The sequence below is a fragment of the Sporosarcina sp. BI001-red genome (assembly GCF_003384035.1).
Taxonomy (GTDB): Bacteria; Bacillota; Bacilli; order Bacillales_A; family Planococcaceae; genus Sporosarcina.
In genome coordinates, this window is record NZ_QQAK01000010.1 from 208383 (window position 1) to 225349 (window position 16967).

The 16967-nt window shown below is 44.2% G+C and carries 13 protein-coding genes and 1 riboswitch; of the genes, 10 read left to right on the top strand and 3 right to left on the bottom strand.

The genetic code is table 11. The features are described from left to right. Positions 1-30: 30 nt before the first annotated feature. Together DVB69_RS05755 and DVB69_RS17525 are read left to right on the top strand one after the other, a co-directional pair. Positions 31-1407: an ABC transporter substrate-binding protein gene (locus DVB69_RS05755; protein ID WP_116017501.1), complete on the top strand. Its 1377-nt coding sequence runs from the start codon at positions 31-33 to the stop codon at positions 1405-1407. A 107-nt stretch (positions 1408-1514) separates the two neighbouring features. After that, on the top strand, positions 1515-1661 hold the full coding sequence (locus DVB69_RS17525; RefSeq protein WP_158541036.1) for a hypothetical protein: 147 nt from the start codon (positions 1515-1517) through the stop codon (positions 1659-1661). Between the two features lie 802 nt (positions 1662-2463). On the opposite strand, the gene DVB69_RS05760 is transcribed toward DVB69_RS17525, so the two are convergent. The 3 genes from DVB69_RS05760 to hutG form a co-directional block, all read right to left on the bottom strand. Continuing rightward, positions 2464-3570: a M24 family metallopeptidase gene (locus tag DVB69_RS05760; RefSeq protein ID WP_116017503.1), complete on the bottom strand. Its 1107-nt coding sequence runs from the start codon at positions 3568-3570 to the stop codon at positions 2464-2466. Positions 3571-3689: 119 nt separating this feature from the next. After that, entirely contained in the window at positions 3690-4898 is a 1209-nt protein-coding gene (gltS, locus tag DVB69_RS05765; protein ID WP_116017505.1) for a sodium/glutamate symporter, read from the bottom strand. Next, a complete protein-coding gene (hutG, locus tag DVB69_RS05770; RefSeq protein WP_116017507.1) occupies positions 4888-5853 on the bottom strand; it encodes a formimidoylglutamase in 966 nt (321 codons plus the stop codon). Before hutG ends, gltS begins: the two co-directional genes overlap by 11 nt. Before the next feature lie 130 nt (positions 5854-5983). Here hutG and DVB69_RS05775 point away from each other — a divergent pair, with 130 nt between their 5' ends. From DVB69_RS05775 to DVB69_RS05810, 8 genes are all read left to right on the top strand, one after another. After that, positions 5984-6862, top strand: coding sequence for a LysR family transcriptional regulator (locus DVB69_RS05775; RefSeq protein ID WP_158541037.1), 879 nt, complete (start codon positions 5984-5986; stop codon positions 6860-6862). 224 nt (positions 6863-7086) lie between these two features. Further along, positions 7087-7190, top strand: a riboswitch (purine riboswitch). 181 nt (positions 7191-7371) lie between these two features. Beyond that, positions 7372-8688 carry an NCS2 family permease gene (locus DVB69_RS05780; protein ID WP_116017511.1) on the top strand — a complete coding sequence of 439 codons (1317 nt, stop codon included), beginning with the start codon at positions 7372-7374 and terminating at the stop codon, positions 8686-8688. Positions 8689-8710: 22 nt separating this feature from the next. Next, on the top strand, positions 8711-10474 hold the full coding sequence (locus tag DVB69_RS05785) for an adenine deaminase (protein WP_116017513.1): 1764 nt from the start codon (positions 8711-8713) through the stop codon (positions 10472-10474). A 293-nt stretch (positions 10475-10767) separates the two neighbouring features. Next, on the top strand, positions 10768-11502 hold the full coding sequence (locus DVB69_RS05790; RefSeq protein WP_116017515.1) for a polysaccharide deacetylase family protein: 735 nt from the start codon (positions 10768-10770) through the stop codon (positions 11500-11502). After that, complete coding sequence (locus DVB69_RS05795) at positions 11492-12088, top strand: DedA family protein (protein ID WP_116017517.1); 597 nt, start codon at positions 11492-11494, stop codon at positions 12086-12088. The genes DVB69_RS05790 and DVB69_RS05795 overlap by 11 nt, the downstream gene beginning before the upstream one ends. 27 nt (positions 12089-12115) lie before the next feature. Further along, the gene (locus DVB69_RS05800) at positions 12116-13294 is read left to right on the top strand and encodes an MGDG synthase family glycosyltransferase (RefSeq protein WP_116017519.1); all 1179 of its coding nucleotides are present in this window, start codon (positions 12116-12118) and stop codon (positions 13292-13294) included. 296 nt (positions 13295-13590) lie between these two features. Then, entirely contained in the window at positions 13591-15414 is a 1824-nt protein-coding gene (locus tag DVB69_RS05805; protein ID WP_116017521.1) for a S8 family peptidase, read from the top strand. A 368-nt stretch (positions 15415-15782) separates the two neighbouring features. After that, on the top strand, positions 15783-16961 hold the full coding sequence (locus DVB69_RS05810; protein ID WP_116017523.1) for a hypothetical protein: 1179 nt from the start codon (positions 15783-15785) through the stop codon (positions 16959-16961). The last annotated feature ends 6 nt before the right edge of the window (positions 16962-16967 follow it).

Consider the following 16967-nt stretch of genomic DNA (forward strand, 5'->3'; position numbering starts at 1 on the left):
GAAAAACTTTGAGATGGGGTGCAGAGGAATATGAGAAAAACTGTGAAGCTTATGTTATTATTTCTAACGATTATTAGTTTGGCGGTACTTGCAGCATGTACGAATAGTGATTCAAGCACGAAAGAAGAAGGAACTAAGGGAGAAGGAGAAGACACGAAAGGCGAGGCAACGAAGACTGAGGATGGGAAAGTGTCGATCGAATTTTGGCACGCGATGTCCGGAACAGGGCAAACTTCGTTGGATGAAATCGTTGCAAACTTCAACGAGTCGCAAGATAAATACGAAGTGAAAGCAGAATTTCAGGGAACGTATGAAGAGTCACTGACAAAGCTAAGAAGTGTCGGTGGAACGAAAGACGCTCCTGCCATTACACAAGTCTTTGAAATTGGTACGAAATATATGATCGATAGTGGCTATATTGAACCGATCCAGAAGTTTATCGACAAGAATGATTTTAACGCAGATGAGCTTGAACAAAATATCTTGAACTACTACAAAGTGGATGGCGAGTTGTACTCTATGCCTTTTAACTCTTCCACACCAGTGATGATCTATAATAAAGAAGCATTTAAAGAAGCTGGACTCGATCCTGAAAAAGCTCCAGAAACCTTTTCAGAAGTCATCGATGCAGCTGCAAAGCTGAAAAAAGGGGAAATGTACGGATTCTCAATGCTAACGTACGGTTGGTTCTTTGAGCAATTACTCGCTACACAAGGTGGCGACTATGTGAACGAGAACAACGGTCGTACTGGAGATGCAACAGAAGCTACGTTCAATAATGACGAAGGACGACGTGTATTTGAAACACTTAATACAATGAATAAAGCAGAAACCTTCGGTAACTTCGGAACAAACTGGGACGATATCCGTGCGGCATTTGCTTCTAAAAAAGTAGCGATGTATCTGGATTCATCAGCAGGTGTTGCAGGAGCAATTGAAACTGCTCCATTTGAAGTCGGAGTGGCATACATTCCATACGCGGATGAAGTGAAGCGCAATGGTGTCGTCATTGGTGGAGCATCACTTTGGATGTCAAAAGGTATTGCGGAAGAGGAACAAGACGCTGCTTGGGAATTCATGCAATACTTAACAACGCCTGAAGTACAGGCGAAGTGGCATTTGGATACTGGCTACTTTGCAATCAATCCGAAAGCATATGACGAAGAAAACGTGAAAGAGAAGTGGGCGGAGTTCCCTCAATATAAAGTGACGGTAGATCAGCTTCAAGACACAGTGCCAGGCTATGCAACTCAAGGAGCCCTCATCTCGGTGTTCCCGGAATCGCGTCAACAAATTGTGACGGCACTTGAAGATATGTATCAAGGAAAGGATCCGGCAGAAGCATTGGATCAAGCCGCTGAAGAAACAAACCGTGCAATTGAAGTTGCAAATAAAACGAAACAATAAGACTGAATGCGCTCCGCTATGGCGGGGCGTTTTTTTATGTACTTGGAAGGATTACAAGGGGATGTGTGGAAGATACTAGGAATTGAAAATGGAAGAGGTGTCGTCTTGTGAATGGAAAACAAGCGAAGCGCAATAAGAAGAAAGAAGAGAGGGGTTGCTTGTCAGATTTGTTCTTTGTATTTCCCGAGGTCGTCTTTGCACCGTTTCAGTGGCTGTTTCGTGGAATCATCGCATTTTTAAGGAGTGTATGGTGAGAATGAGTTGGCAATATGAAAGAATCAATCGGCAACGAGATACCATTCAACCTCGTTAAGGGATTAATTGGTAGCGCTTCGCTTGTTGAGGGACGGGCTATGGTGCTGAGAGCTAGGCATGCTGTGTTCTCCGACAGTTCGTAGTAATTGTCCGACTACCGGAGTGTGTTCTTTGACACTTAAGAGGGTTTCTCCATCACACCGGTTAATTTCTCCGACACATAGCGAAGTTTCTCGATAACGGGACACAATTCAACCTCGTTAAGGGATTAATTGGTAGCGCTTCGCTTGTTGAGGGACGGGCTATGTTGCTGAGAGCTAGGCATGCTGTGTTCTCCGACAGTTCGTAGTGATTGTCCGACAACCAGAGTGTGTTCTTTGACACTTAAGAGGGTTTCTCCATCACACCGGTTAATTTCTCCGACACATAGCGAAGTTTCTCGATAACGGGACACAATTCAACTTCGTTAAGGGATTAATTGGTAGCGCTTCGCTAGTTGAGGGACGGGCTATGGCTGAGAGCTAGGCATGCTATGTTCTCCGACAGTTCGTAGTAATTGTCCGACAACCGGAGTGTGTTCTTTGACACTTAAGAGGGTTTCTCCATCACACCGGTGAATTTCTCCGACACATAGCGAAATTTCTCGATAACGGGACACAATTCAACCTCGTTAAGGAATTAATTGGTAGCGCTTCGCTTGTTGAGGGACGGGCTATCCCATCATGAAAAGAGGTCAATAGCACAAAAAAGTCGCTAGCATCCTGTAGTAGACAGGATGCTAGCGACACTTCAAATTTTTTATTACCCTAAGATTCTTAGTTCGCGTGGGAAAGTGGAAAGCACTTCCACTTCACCGTCTTCATTGATATAGACAGTATCTTCGATGCGGACGCCGCCTTCACCAGGGATGTAGATGCCTGGCTCGATTGTGAACACAAGACCGGGTTCTGCAATGTCATCGTTTTTCATGTGAATGGAAGGCTCTTCGTGCACTTCGATACCGAGGCCATGGCCGACACGATTATTGAAATACTCACCGAAACCAGCTTCTTGAATGACACTGCGTGCAGCGATGTCGAATGTTTTCACAGGGTTACCAGCTTGAACGGCATGGATACCTGCCTGGTTCGATGCAAGCACGGTATCGTAAATGAGGCGCTGGCGATCGGATGCTTCTCCTATTATGAATGTCCGCGTTGTATCGGACATGTAGCCGTCTTTTGCGACTCCGAAGTCGATTAGCAAATAATCCCCGATTTGCAGTTTGCGCTCGCCTGGTTCACCGTGCGGTAATGCAGCTTTTTCACCGGACAAGACAATCGATGAGAACGATGGACCATCTGCACCGAATTTACGCATTAAGTATTCAAGCTCAGCTGTCAATTCGGATTCAGTCATGCCAACTTTTACTAGCTTGATGCCTTCTTCAAGAACGCGCTCGATTATTTCAATTGGCTTTTTCAATGCGGCAATTTCTTCACGTGTTTTACGTTTACGTAATTTATTGATGAACGATTGGACATCAGCTACTTCTGCAGTAGGGAATGCAGTGAGGAGTTCGTTGTAACGGAAATAGCTGAATGCTTTCGCTTCAATTCCCACACTGCCAGAAAGTTCTCCTACAGTTGAACGGATGACTTCGAACGGAAGTTGTTCATCTGAAATTGAGACAATCGTTTTGATATCTGAGCTCTCTGCCGCTGCATCTTTGTCGAGAGCCGGGGTGAATAGGATGGTTTTTCCATCCATAGCTTCTATATATAGACCTAAGAAACGCTCGTGTGGATCTGAGTTGAATCCAGTGAAATAGAATACGTTCGCTGGGTCCGTTACGAGCACTGCAGTAAGTGATTGGTCTTGAAGATGAGTGCGTAGCGCATGGCGCCGGTTTTCGTACATGTTAGTCATGATGAATTCCTCCTGGATATGCAGGTTATAGCTTTATTATGACGCAGTTATTAGAGGAACGACAGAAATTTGCATAGTGAGCAAACAAAAAACCGGCTACTAAGAGCCGGTTTCGCATGTTAACTAAAGATATTGATTGTCGTAATGATGATCGGCATCGAAACAACGTCAATTAGGAACGCACCGACAATCGGGACGATTAAATACGCTGTACGTGATGGGCCGTAACGTGCGGTTACAGCAGCCATATTGGCCATCGCATTTGGAGTGGCACCCAGTCCGTGTCCTGCAAAACCTGCACACATGACTGCTGCATCATAGTTTTTGCCAAGGATGCGGAACAGAACAAAAATCGCAAATAGGACAAGGAATACAACTTGTACAAAGACAATGACAAGTAACGGTAGTGCGAGTCCAGCGACTTCCCAAAGCTTTATGCTCATAAGTGCCATGGACAGGAAGATGCCCAGAGCAACGTCGCCGATGAGAGTAATGCTACGCATGTGGACAATATTCCCGTTAATGCGATCGACAACATTACGAATGACAACTGCAACAAACATCGCGCCTACGTAGTTAGGCAAGACAATAGGGTTTTCCATAAAGGTACTTGTAACTCGCGTAAACACATCACCTAGCAATGAACCGCCTGCCATTGAAGCGACAATAAGGAACGCTTGCATTGTGAAATTATCGACATTGATTGCAGGATCATGTGCTTCTGCAACGTATTCGTGTGATTCTTCGACTTCAGTGGATTTTAAGTCGTGTTTTTTGATCAAATATTTAACGAGCGGTCCGCCGACCAAGCCACCTGCAATCAATCCAAATGTTGCGGCGGCAATTCCGATAGAGAACGCGGAATCGATTCCCATTGCTTCCACAGTCGTTCCATAAGCAGTCGCACCGCCATGTCCGCCTTCCATGGAAACGGCTCCTGCCATCATTCCGATAAGGGGATGGATATTAAACAAGTACGACATGGACACACCGATGACGTTTTGCATAATCGCGAGGAACCCACACGCGACCCAGTAGATAATTAGTAGTTTACCACCCAATTTAATGAGGGCAAAGCTCGCGCCAAGGCCGACGGTTGCGAAAAATGTCAGCATGAATAAGTTTTGTAGGGATGTGTCAAGATTAAAACTAACAAGTCCTGTTGCTTTCAAAATCGTTGCGAGAATCGCAAATAGCAATCCACCTACAACGGGTGCAGGAATGCAAAACTTCTGGAAAATTCCAATCTTGCGCACAAGGAAGTTACCTAATAAAAACAGCGCCATCGCGAGGAATAGCGTTGTTACTTGATTCAATTCAATCGTCATTCTGTGTACCTCCAAGCAGTGAGACAATCGCTTCATTCGTCAAGTAAGCACCGAGTTTAACCGTACGCCCTCCCTCGTCGAGTAAAGGATTGATTTCTGAGATGTCAAATGAAAGCATTTTCTGTGCAGATGCAACCATACGGATGAGTTCCCGTACTTGCTTCGCAGAGAGTCCAAAAGGGGATGGTGCACTGACACCAGGTGCAATAGCCGCATCCAATACATCGGAACAAAGCGTAAGCATAATATAATCTTGTGTTGCGATAAATTGATAAAGTTGAGTATAGATGTGTTCAACAGGCATCTCTTCTAACTGACGTTCTGTAATATAGTGAACGCCAAGACGATCCGCTTCGTCAAATAATAGTTGTGTGTTGCCGAACTCTTGAATTCCTAAGACGTAATAAGTAGTGTTCGCATTCATGTCAAGAATTTGTTTAAACATAGTACCAGAAGACGTTTGTTCGTCATAACTCCGCAAGTCGAAATGGGCATCGATGTTAATGACACCAATTTTTGCATCCGGTCCTACGAATTCCCGTACACCCAAGTAATGACCGAAAGCGGTTTCATGACCACCCCCGAGAATTACAGGGATTTTGTTAGCGGTTAAGCTCTGGCACACAGTTTGACCGAGTTCACGCTGTGCATCCTCTAATTTCCCATTTTCGCAAATGACATTTCCTAAATCTTCTATAAGATGGTCGGCTGGTTGTCGCCATGGAAGTTTCGCAAGTTCACTGCGAAGTGAATCAGGTCCATTAGCAGCGCCCGTGCGACCGTTATTTCGTCGAACTCCTTCATCAGATGAAAACCCGATCAACGCACAAGTAGGGCTGGTAGCGCTTTCTTTCGGAGTGTTCAGCTGCATCACTTGATGGAGACGAAACGCTGCTCGATTGGTAACATCGTCAATTCGGCCGCTCCAGACATCTGGTTTCGTTGCGTTGATCATAAGAGTCACCCTTTCAAAGTTACGTGCAATACGCTTCATTATACGAGGTGTCATTTATTAATTCAAATAACTAAAATTCATTTACTTATGCATTTTGGTTATAATAGATCGAAAGAAGGAGATGAGAACAATGGACATTAAACAGCTCCGTTACTTTGTCGCTGTCGTCAAAGAAGGTGGTTTTTCAGGCGCTGCTATTAAGCTGCATTTGTCTCAACCTTCACTCAGTAAAGCAATCCGAACGCTGGAAGAGCAAATCGGCTTCCAGTTACTTGAACGGACAACGAAACGTGTAGACCTAACGGAATCTGGGCGAGTGTTTTACGAGCGTGCCCTGCATATCTTATCTGAAATGAATATTTTTGAAAAAGAAGTGAACGAAGTGAAAGTGGCGGGCAGCGGGGAAGTCCGACTTGGTATGATTGAGTCAGTGAAAAACTGGATACCTAACGTTCTGAGCTGGTACAGACAGGGATACCCGGATATGCACGTGGTCCTAAAAGAAGTGCTTGGACGTAATGACATTGAGCATGCGCTTCGGGATTATGCTGTGCATATTTGTTTGACAAACGAATTCATCGACGAACCGGATATTATAACTGTCCCTTTGTATACAGAGAAACTGGTTCTTGTCATGAACTCCCAGCACCCTTTAGCAACTCGAGCAAATGTTCAATTTCACGAGATTGCAAAGGAACCATTTATCATCACAAGTAAAGGTTTTCAAACACGTACAAATATTACAGAAGCATTTGAAAAAGCGGGTATCGCCATGAATAGTTGCTATGAGGCAGATCGCTTTGAAACCATTTTGACTTTAGTCGAAGCGGGGATTGGAATTTCAATTATCCCGAGAAATTATATTGGGGAAGTCGTGCCCGACCATCTAGCGATTCAAGAACTAGATAGTCCAAGCCTCGAACGGACCGTGTACCTCGCCTACGTGAAAAACCGATATCGTCCACCAGCGATCGATGCATTGTTGCAAAAGATGCTGGAGAGTGAGTGATAGGAAATCGAAAAAGAGCAATCCTTCAGAGGCGAAGGGTTGCTCTTTTTAGTATTCAATGAAATCGGAAATAGGATGAAATTGTATTGAAAGCAGGTAAATAGTATAAAAGTGATGTCTATCCTGATGTTAAATAGCTTAAAGACGAACAATGAGTGATAAATAATAACTATTGTTCATAAAAACACTTGTGATTGAATAGCAATCTATGTATACTGACGAAGTATAAGAAATGAATATATTCTCGTATATGCTCAGTAATAGGGTCTGAGCGTCTCTACCAGGTTCCCATTGAAAGAACCGGACTACGAGTTGAAGAATAGTGCGCATACCTTGTCGTTCTTTGTGCTTTTTAGCATGAAATGAAGGTATACATGCACCCTTTGACTTTCGTAGGTCCGGTTTGCAATAGTTTTTGCAAACCGGACCTTTGTTGTTGCATACGTATGCGGTGGTTCGAGTTACCTGTTGAACTTTATTCTAATGTTAAAATTATAGGAGGATTGCAGATGAATGCAAAGAGCATAACGGAGAAACTTTTTAAACTAAAGGAATTCGGTACCACACCTCGAACGGAAATGGCTGCGGGTCTTACTGTTTTCATGACGATGCTCTATGTTCTGATTGTTGTTCCGGGCATGTTGGAAAACGCGGGATTGCCGAAAGGCCCTGCAACGGTCGCTGTTATTTTGATGACAGGAGTTATTACCATTATTATGGGGCTATACAGCAACCGGCCGTTTGCACTCGCACCAGGTCTTGGATCTGTTGCCTTTCTATCAGTCACACTTGTCCTTGCAGAAGGAATTCCTTGGCAGACAGGTATGGGGATGGTGTTCATCTCAGGGGTTCTATTCGTTCTATTTACCATTTTGGGACTTAGAAAACTGATTGTCCGGCTCATGCCACCGGCTATCAAGCTTTCCATTGGTGCAGGCGTAGGGTTGTTCATTGCACTGATTGGATTCCGTAGTGCGGGTCTAGTAGAAGCGAGTGAAAAATCGAACTCACTACAACTAGGGGATTTAAGCTCACCGAATGCAATTCTTGCCTTGATTGGATTTTTCATCATGGCAGTATTATTGGCACGTAAAGTCCGTGGCCATTTACTGATTGGAATTGTATTAGTAACAATCATTGGAATTCCGATGGGCATTACAAAACTTCCGACTTCTGTTTTTTCCATGCCGGAAAGTATTGCACCGGTTGCCTTCAAACTGAATATATTGGATGCTGTGAAATTGGAGTATTTCCCGTTCTTGCTGGCGTTTTTCATTCCTGACTTTTTCTCAAGCCTTGGAACGATGCTAGGTGTCGGAAGTAAAGGGAATATGTTGGACAAAAACGGTGACTTGCCGAATATCGATAAGCCATTTCTCGTCGATGCAGGTGGAACAGCGCTAGGATCATTATTTTCAGTTCCAGTGATGACAACGTATGTAGAGTCAGCAGCCGGTGTTGAAGCCGGTGGACGTACTGGACTGACTGCCGTCACTACAGGACTTCTGTTTTTGTTGACGATCTTCATTACGCCGTTAATAATGATTATCCCGAAAGAAGCAACCGCACCTGCATTGATATTAGTAGGATTGACAATGCTGTCAGCAGTCCGCAATATTAATTTTGAGGATGTCACGGAATCCCTTCCAGCATTCATGACAATCGTCATTACGATTTTCACCTTCAACTTTGGTAACGGAATCGCAGCGGGAATCATTATCTATGTTCTCGTCAAAGCACTTTCCGGGCGTCACAAAGAGATTCACCCTGGGCTTTATGTACTCACTGTACCGCTCATTTTATACTTCATTACAATTGCAAACTAACTTTAGATAGGGGATAAAATATATGTTTACTCGCGAACAAATTACAGCAGCTGCACGTGGAGATGTCAAAATGGATACGGTGATCGAAGGCGTTCAGCTCGTCAACGTATTTACGGCGGAAGTTTATCAAGCGGATATTGGGATTAAAGAAAACCGATTCAGTGCGATTGCGCGCTACGAAGATGGACAACCCGATTTCAAACTTGAAGGGGAAGTTATCGTGGACGGTCGTGGAAAGTACGCGATTCCTGGGCTAATCGACTGTCACGTTCATATTGAAAGTACAATGGTTACACCAGATATGTTTGCTAGAGCATTAATTCAACGAGGAACGACCGTTGCGGTCATCGACCCTCATGAAATTGGGAATGTGCTAGGAGCTGAAGGGGTTCAGTATATGGTGGAAGCGAGTCGTGGGTTACCTGTTCAAATCTTGACGACAATACCTTCGTGTGTGCCTGCTGTACCAGGCGTGGAGACAGCTGGAGCTGAATTTGGACCAGCTGAAGTCGCAGAACTACTGAAATTACCGGATGTTGTCGGGATTGCAGAAATCATGGATTATATTGGCGTCATTCAACAAAATGAGCGTATGGCGGGAATCGTCCAAACTGGTCTCGATGCAGGCGTGTTGAATGAGGGGCATTTGCCACGTGCAGGCGGACGTGATCTTGCTGCGTATTTAGCAGCAGGTGTAAATTCCGATCATGAAAGTCGTACAGTTGAGGAAATCGTTGAGAAATTGCGTGCGGGAATGCTCATCTACATTCGTGAATCGAGTGTCAGCCAGTTTGCGGATATCGCCGCTCAAGCATGGCAACAGTTGCCCTATGCAACCAATATCGCGATGTGTACAGATGACGTAGAACCGAATGATATGCTGCATAATGGTCAGCTGAACCGTGTTGTCCGTCGTTGTATCGAAGAAGGAATTCCAGCACCACTTGCAATTCGCTTTGCTACATTACATGGTGCACAACGCTTTGGACTACATGACCGTGGCGCCATCGCACCGGGCTACATTGCAGACTTCTCATTAGTAGAGTCACTCGAATCCATGAAAGTGGAAGACGTTTGGGCAGACGGTCGGATGGTTGTGAAATCTGGCGAGCTTCTTGAAACGGTCGAAAGTGCAGTGCCTCCATTGACGAAGAATACTGTCAAGTTACCAGAACTCCATATGACTGATTTTGTTCTCAAAGCACCGATTGAGAACGGTAAAGTCACAGCAACAACGATGGAAATGACGAAGATTGGCACAACTGAACAAGGGACAGTGGAACTGGACGTTACAAATGGTGTGATTTCCGAGTTACCGGAAGGGTATCTGTTCGCATCCGTTACAGGACGCCATGGACAAGGTCGTAAGCCGTTCGTAGGTATCCTGAAAAATGCAGGCTTACGTGAAGGAGCCTATGCAACAACTGTCGCGCACGATAGTCACAATCTCGTATCCGTCGGGACAAACCCCGCTGATATGTTTGCGGCTTCTCAAGCCTTAGCTAGTTCAGGTGGCGGTTTGTGTTTGATTAAAGATGGGGTCATACAAGCACAAGTTGAGTTACCAATCGCAGGGCTGATGGCAGCTGAACCAATCGAAGAACTTGGTCCAAAAGTTGAACAGTTCAATGAGGTAGCGCGTGCTATGGGAGTGCAAGTGGGACGTCGCTCGCCATCAATGGCACTATCATCACTGACACTCACAGTTATCCCTAATATCCGCATCACAGACCTTGGATTAGTTGATGTTCATACACAGCAGATGATCCCTTTGTTTGCGGAATAACTTTCACACCAGATGGAACTCCAACTGTGGTTTGAACAAGGCACGGAGACGTGAAATCGAATCATAAAAAATGCCATTACCCAAATAGGAATCATAAAAAGAAACCGTGCATGAACGTTATGCACGGTTTTTCCATATAAGTAGATAGACGATTTATGCGCAATTTGTAATCTTAAGAAATCCTTCATGAATTCCCTATATACTTCAAATGAAAAATTTGTCATAATAGGGATGTCCAACTTCCATAAGAATGGATAAACATCGGTTCAAGAAATGTGAGAGGAGGAGTAGGGATGAAGAAATGGGGACTGACTTTCATTGCTTCAGCCATGCTGCTATATAGCTTATACACTTATGTCACAACGCTATTTATACGTGTAACGAGTTTTGGAATTCGAAAAAAAGTACGTGGTGGAAAAGGAATCGCGTTAACATTCGATGACGGCCCGAATCCACTTTACACACCGAAATTACTCGATTTGTTAGCACGTTATCATATCCGAGCAGTCTTTTTCGTTGTTGGGAAGCATGCTGAACGATATCCAGAAATCATCCAAAGAATGTATGCTGAAGGCCACTCCGTCGGCATCCATCACTATGAACACGTTTCCACGTGGCGACTCACTCCTAAACAAACCCACCAACAAATCCAATATACAGCCAACGTGATTAAAAAGATTACGGGAAGCGAACCTACTTTTTATCGTCCTCCTTGGGGACGTTTCAATCTAGCGACCTTGACTGTCTCCCGTCCATTCATCCCGATCATGTGGACGCACATTTTAGGAGATTGGAAGATCCGAACTTGCGATGAAACACTGTCTGAAAGGTTACGAGCTATTCCGCCAGATGGTTCAATCGTAGTGTTGCACGACGACGGGAGCAACCCTGGGGCGGATGATGAAGCCCCTGCACATATGCTTCGCGTACTGGAATCTTTTATACAGGAAGCAACTGAAAAAGAACTCAAGTTCATAACACCGGATGAGCTGATGATATGTAGTCGGGAGCCAGGTCATGTCCATTGAAGTGCTGACAAACTATCTCGTTCAGTATGGCAATATCGTCATTTTTATTCTATTGTTCTTTGGGATCGTTGGGATTCCTTCACCGGAAGAATCACTTATTTTTTTGATTGGAGTTCTGATTGCGCAACATCAGCTCCATTTGGTACCTTCTGCTATGGCTGCCGTCTCAGGTGCATTCACGGGCATGTTGACCGCTTACGCGGGAGGTCGATTCATCGGATACCCCTTGTTGCATAAAGTGGGGAAATTCATCGGTCTAACGAAGGAGCGTTGGGAGCGCGCGGAGCAATCGTTTAAACGGAGACGTAAACGAACAGTCGTATTAGGGTTTTACATGCCGGGAATCCGGCAGATTAGTCCATACTTTGCAGGATTGACAGCCATGCCTTTCTATCAGTTCATCGGGCTAGCTCTCTTTGGAACACTCCTTTGGGTGATGCCTTTTCTGATTGCAGGTTTTGTGCTAGGCCGTTCGTTCCATGTCAATCCAAGTTACGCTCCCCTCGTAGGTGTGTTTTTCTTAGTGGTCATGTTAGGCTGGTTCCTCTTGAAAAAAGTCAAGTCGAAGAAAACAGTAGAAGACTGAAAAACGTGTACTTGGGAGGTGCGAAAGATGAAGAAGATCTTGTTTTTTCCGCATTTGCAAATGCAATCAGGACATCATCAGGCGGCGGAAGCACTAATGGATTTGGTTCAGCAGCGGTATCCTGACGCTGAAGTGAAAAAAATTGACCTACTGTCGGAAACGAATAAGTTGCTGGAACGAGTCATTACAACAGGCTATATGCAATGGATTAAACTAGCACCTCGTTTGTATAGCAAAACCTATAAAAAACTCTATTTCGGCCAACAACCTCTGGACGAACAGTATATTTGGCATCAACCGTTGTTTTTGCATAAATTGAAAAGAATATTGAAAGAAGAGCAGCCCGATCTCATTTTCTGTACGCACAGTCTGCCTTCCTGCATGCTCAGTAAATTAAAACTTTCCGGCCAATGCCATGTACCCGTAGTGAATGTCTACACAGACTTTTTCGTACATGATTACTGGGGACATCGTGGAATTGATGCACATTTCCTGCCGACTCTGGAATCGAAGGATCAGTTGTCGAATGATCCGAACGTACCTGGACAGCTGATTGTCACGGGAATCCCGGTTCACCGGAAAATCAGACGTCCTGACAGCGATTCTTCAAGTCACCAGAAACATCGTAAACCCGTCATTCTTCTAGCAGGTGGAAATAGCGGGTTAGGGTGCCCGTCCCAAATGTTCCAAGAACTTGAATATGTAAAGGATTTTCAATTCGTTGTATTGTGCGGCCATAACGACCGGTTGTATCGTAAAATCGAATCCTGGAAGCTCCCTCATATCACACCATTAGGATACGTATTTTCACGAGAAGAGATGAATGATCTGTATGAAGCTGCGGATGCCCTCGTCACGAAACCGGGTGGAGTCACAGTGAGCGAAGCGCTTCGCAAGAGGATACCGATGTTCATCCACTCCGCATTGCCTGGTCAGGAAGAGATGAACTTAGAAACACTGATACCAAAAGGACTGGTCACGCAACTAGTACCAGGTCAACCACTAGGTGATCAGTTGAGGGAGTCATTATCTGATAAGCAACGGATGAAAACTTGGCGTAAAGCTATGGATTCATATGCAGCCGAATTGGCATTCCAAACCGATGAAGAGATTATACAGGTCATCGAAGAATTACTAGCTCCAATAGATGAAAAAGTTATAGGTAAAACGCCATCTATAAAACGGCGATCGGTAACCGCGACTTGAGGGGGGCTGCTCCATCAATTGATTCGTTCGAACTCATAGCTATTTAATTTTGAGCCTGCGTGCATCCTTGCATCGTAGGCTTTTTGTTGTGTGCTCACAGAAAAGGCAACAATCGAATCGATGATCTCATATAGGTACATCAATCTCCAGCTAATTCCTTAACAAGGATTTGGTAAGGAAGATCATTAGCGCAATTTAGTGGGGAGAACTAATTTCTCTAACCCCCCTTTCTAAATCCACTCTATTCGTTGCCGATATACCTAATGAAAATTCAATGCTGAAAGAAGGAAGATAGAGTGGGAAAGACACGCTTTTGGTTTACTTTTGTCGCCGCAATCCTTGTGCTAACTGCCAGTCTGTTATCCGGAAATCCGGTTTTTGCTACTGTAGAAAGGACTCCAGCTCAACCTTCTGTTCCCAATGAACCACCGAGTGAGTTGCTCGTACAATATGTAGATATGCCGAGATCGATTGCAACTGTCCCCTCAGTACCTGCCGAAACCGAAAGCATTACGGACATTGCGCCATCAGTCCAACTTCTCAGATTTGAGACAGCATCCGATATGGAAGAGGCAGCTCTACAATTGGAAAGCCAACCGCTAGTTGAATGGGTTGAACCGAATTCTGAGCGCACAGTGTCCCTCGTAGTGAATGATCCCTATTATCGCAACCAATGGTGGATTCCCCATGTGAAAGCGCCGAGCTTTTGGAACCTTTCAAGTGAACAAGTCAAATCTGCTGTTGTCGCCGTTATCGACTCTGGAATCGATCGTTCAATTCCGGACTTTAAAGGCCGGATTGCTCCAGGAGGGTATAACTTTGTAGAGAATTCCAGCAATGTAAACGACACGCATGGTCACGGTACGAGTGTCTCAGGAGTTATTGCTTCGGTGATGAATAATCAGTATGGGATTACTGGAATTAGCGGTCCTTTTGATGTCTCTATTTTGCCACTTAAAACAATTCGTGAAGATGGGACAGGTACGGTTTCTATGAACATACAGGCTATTGACTATGCAATTCAACAACATGTCGATGTCATTAATATCAGTCAAGGTGGAGAGACTTCTTCGCTAATCGAAAAAGAAGCGATTCGCCGCGCAGCAGAAGCAGGAATTCTCATTGTTGCATCTGCAGGAAATGACGCAGAAAAAGGGAATCCGATCATGTATCCAGCAGCATACGAGGAAGTACTTTCTGTCGCATCTGTAAATGAGTTGAATCATCACTCTGCTTTTTCTACGTATAACGAAGGAGTCGATATTAGTGCACCTGGAGAAAAGATTGCTACTAATCATCCAGGCGGGCAACTCGTTTACGCATCCGGGACCTCATTTTCGGCACCGATTGTAGCAGGTGCCGCAGCGATGATCCGAACGGAACTGCCGACTATTAGCCCTGATCAACTGGCAGACCTATTAACAAGTACATCACATGATTTGGGGACTCCAGGAAAGGATCCATACTATGGCTCAGGCGTTCTAGATATGGAGAAACTAGCAACTGCGATGAGTAAGAAAGTTAAGGAAGCCAGAGTCATCCATCCATCGGGTATCCAACTGGACCGGAATAACCTGTCGTTGACCGTAGGAAATCCAGCGACACGATCATCTGCTTCACTAAAAGCAACCATAGTACCGGAGAATTCCACGAACCATGCAGTAACTTGGAAGTCTTCTAATCCATCTGTCGCTTTGGTGGAGGAAACGGGTACTGTCGCAGCACAAAGTGAGGGAAAGGCAATTGTTACAGTCACGACCGCAGATGGTGGTTGGAGTGCTTCAGCAACCGTCATAGTTACAAAAGTTGCACCTTTTACTGGTGATTTTCCGGATATGAACATCGATGATGCTAAGATCTTTTCCGTGAAATTCAGTACGCCTCTTAAAGCAGATTGGAATTATGCAAAAGATATTGCGATTTCCCGCAACGCGGATGGAACAGATGTTAGTAGTGGAGTAATCGTAAATTTGGATCCAGGAAATCCTCAAATTCTTTATATAGAACCTTTGGAACGCTGGGAACGAGGTACATTCTATCTCACTATCAAAAAAGGTTTGCTTGCAAATTCCGGAAAATCATTGATTCGTGATACGAAACTAAAGTTTATTGTCAACTAAAAAATCGAAGTGAATTAGTGGATCGTGTGATTTCTTTCACACGGTTCTTTTATTTGATCAGAAGTTTAGTCTTGATTGAAGGATGCATCATTTAATGGTCCGCAAGGCAGGTTTTATAAGTAATCTCTTATGGAACTAAGTTATCCTAATAAAGGAAATGAATACGAATGCAATTATGGAAAAACTTTTCAGCATCATCAATCCAGTAAAGCCAAGGAAGTAAGCGATTACAATTAATTTGTAAATGACAGAAAAGTCGAAAGGTGTAGAAAAAACTATTTACATATAAAAAAAGAGGTGATATATTAAATATCTCGCATCAGTGGTATTGCGAAATAATAAACAATAACGATTAGGGGATGAGCCCAATGCTTTCAAATCCACTCATAGCAACCGTGTTAATACTATCTTTAATTGCCCTCGGTGAATGGCTCTCCATTATTTCAAGAGCAAGAGTTCCGATGCTTCTAACAGCTATGGTTGGGTACTTAGTACTCTCTTGGACTGGGATATTCCACACTGACCTTTTAGAAATCTCTCAATTTGCCGCACTCGGTGCAATTCTAATCGGACCGGCGATTGTTCATATGGGAACAATGATTCCATTATCCCTCTTGAAGACGCAATACAAAGCTGTCATTATCGCGCTTGGCGGTGTCTTGTTTTCAGGAATTCTAATTTTAATAATCGTTCCATTGATCTTCGACTACCCTACAGCTGTTGCAGGGGTTGGGCCGATCAGTGGTGGTATCATCGCTCTTCTCGTAACAACTGAAAAGTTGAAAGAAATTGGTTTGACGTCAATCGTCATTATTCCGGCTCTCGTTGTCGCGTTCCAAGGTGTGGCAGGTATGCCGCTTGCAATGCATTTCATGAAGAAATACTCAGGTGTCATGCAGCGACAAATAGACGATGGCACATTTGTTTCAATGACAGGGAAATCTTTTACGGAAGAAGAAGTAGAAGAAAAAGTTGCACCTAAAAAGAAAAGTCCGCTCCGCTCAAGTGCAGTTCTAAAGTTATTCTTTGTATTTGCCGGTGCCGGAATTGGCGTCATGCTAGGCACAGTAACACCAATCCACTACACACTATGGTGTTTAATAATTGGTATCATTGGCCTGAAACTAGGTGTGTTTGAGTCAAGTGAATTGGAACGTGCAAATTCATTTACAATTACAATGATTGGAATCATCTTTGTCGTCATCGGATCGATGGCTGGCGTAACTCCAGGTCAGGTGCTAGAAAACCTGCCTGCGATTCTTACCATCCTCGTGATTGGTACGATTGGAATTTCAATCGGCGGATATCTTACAGCAAAACTCGTCAAATGGCACCCGTACAAAGGAATGCCAGTTGCGTTGACTGCGTTATTTGGCTTCCCGGGAGACTATATTCTTTGTGAAGAAGTCAGCCGGAGCTGTGCACGAAACGAGAAAGAAGAAAAGCTGATCTTCAATGAATTGCTTGCACCGATGATTATCGGAGGATTTACGACCGTAACGGTTGCATCCGTAGTCATTGCAGGTATTTTGATCAATACACTATAAACTGGA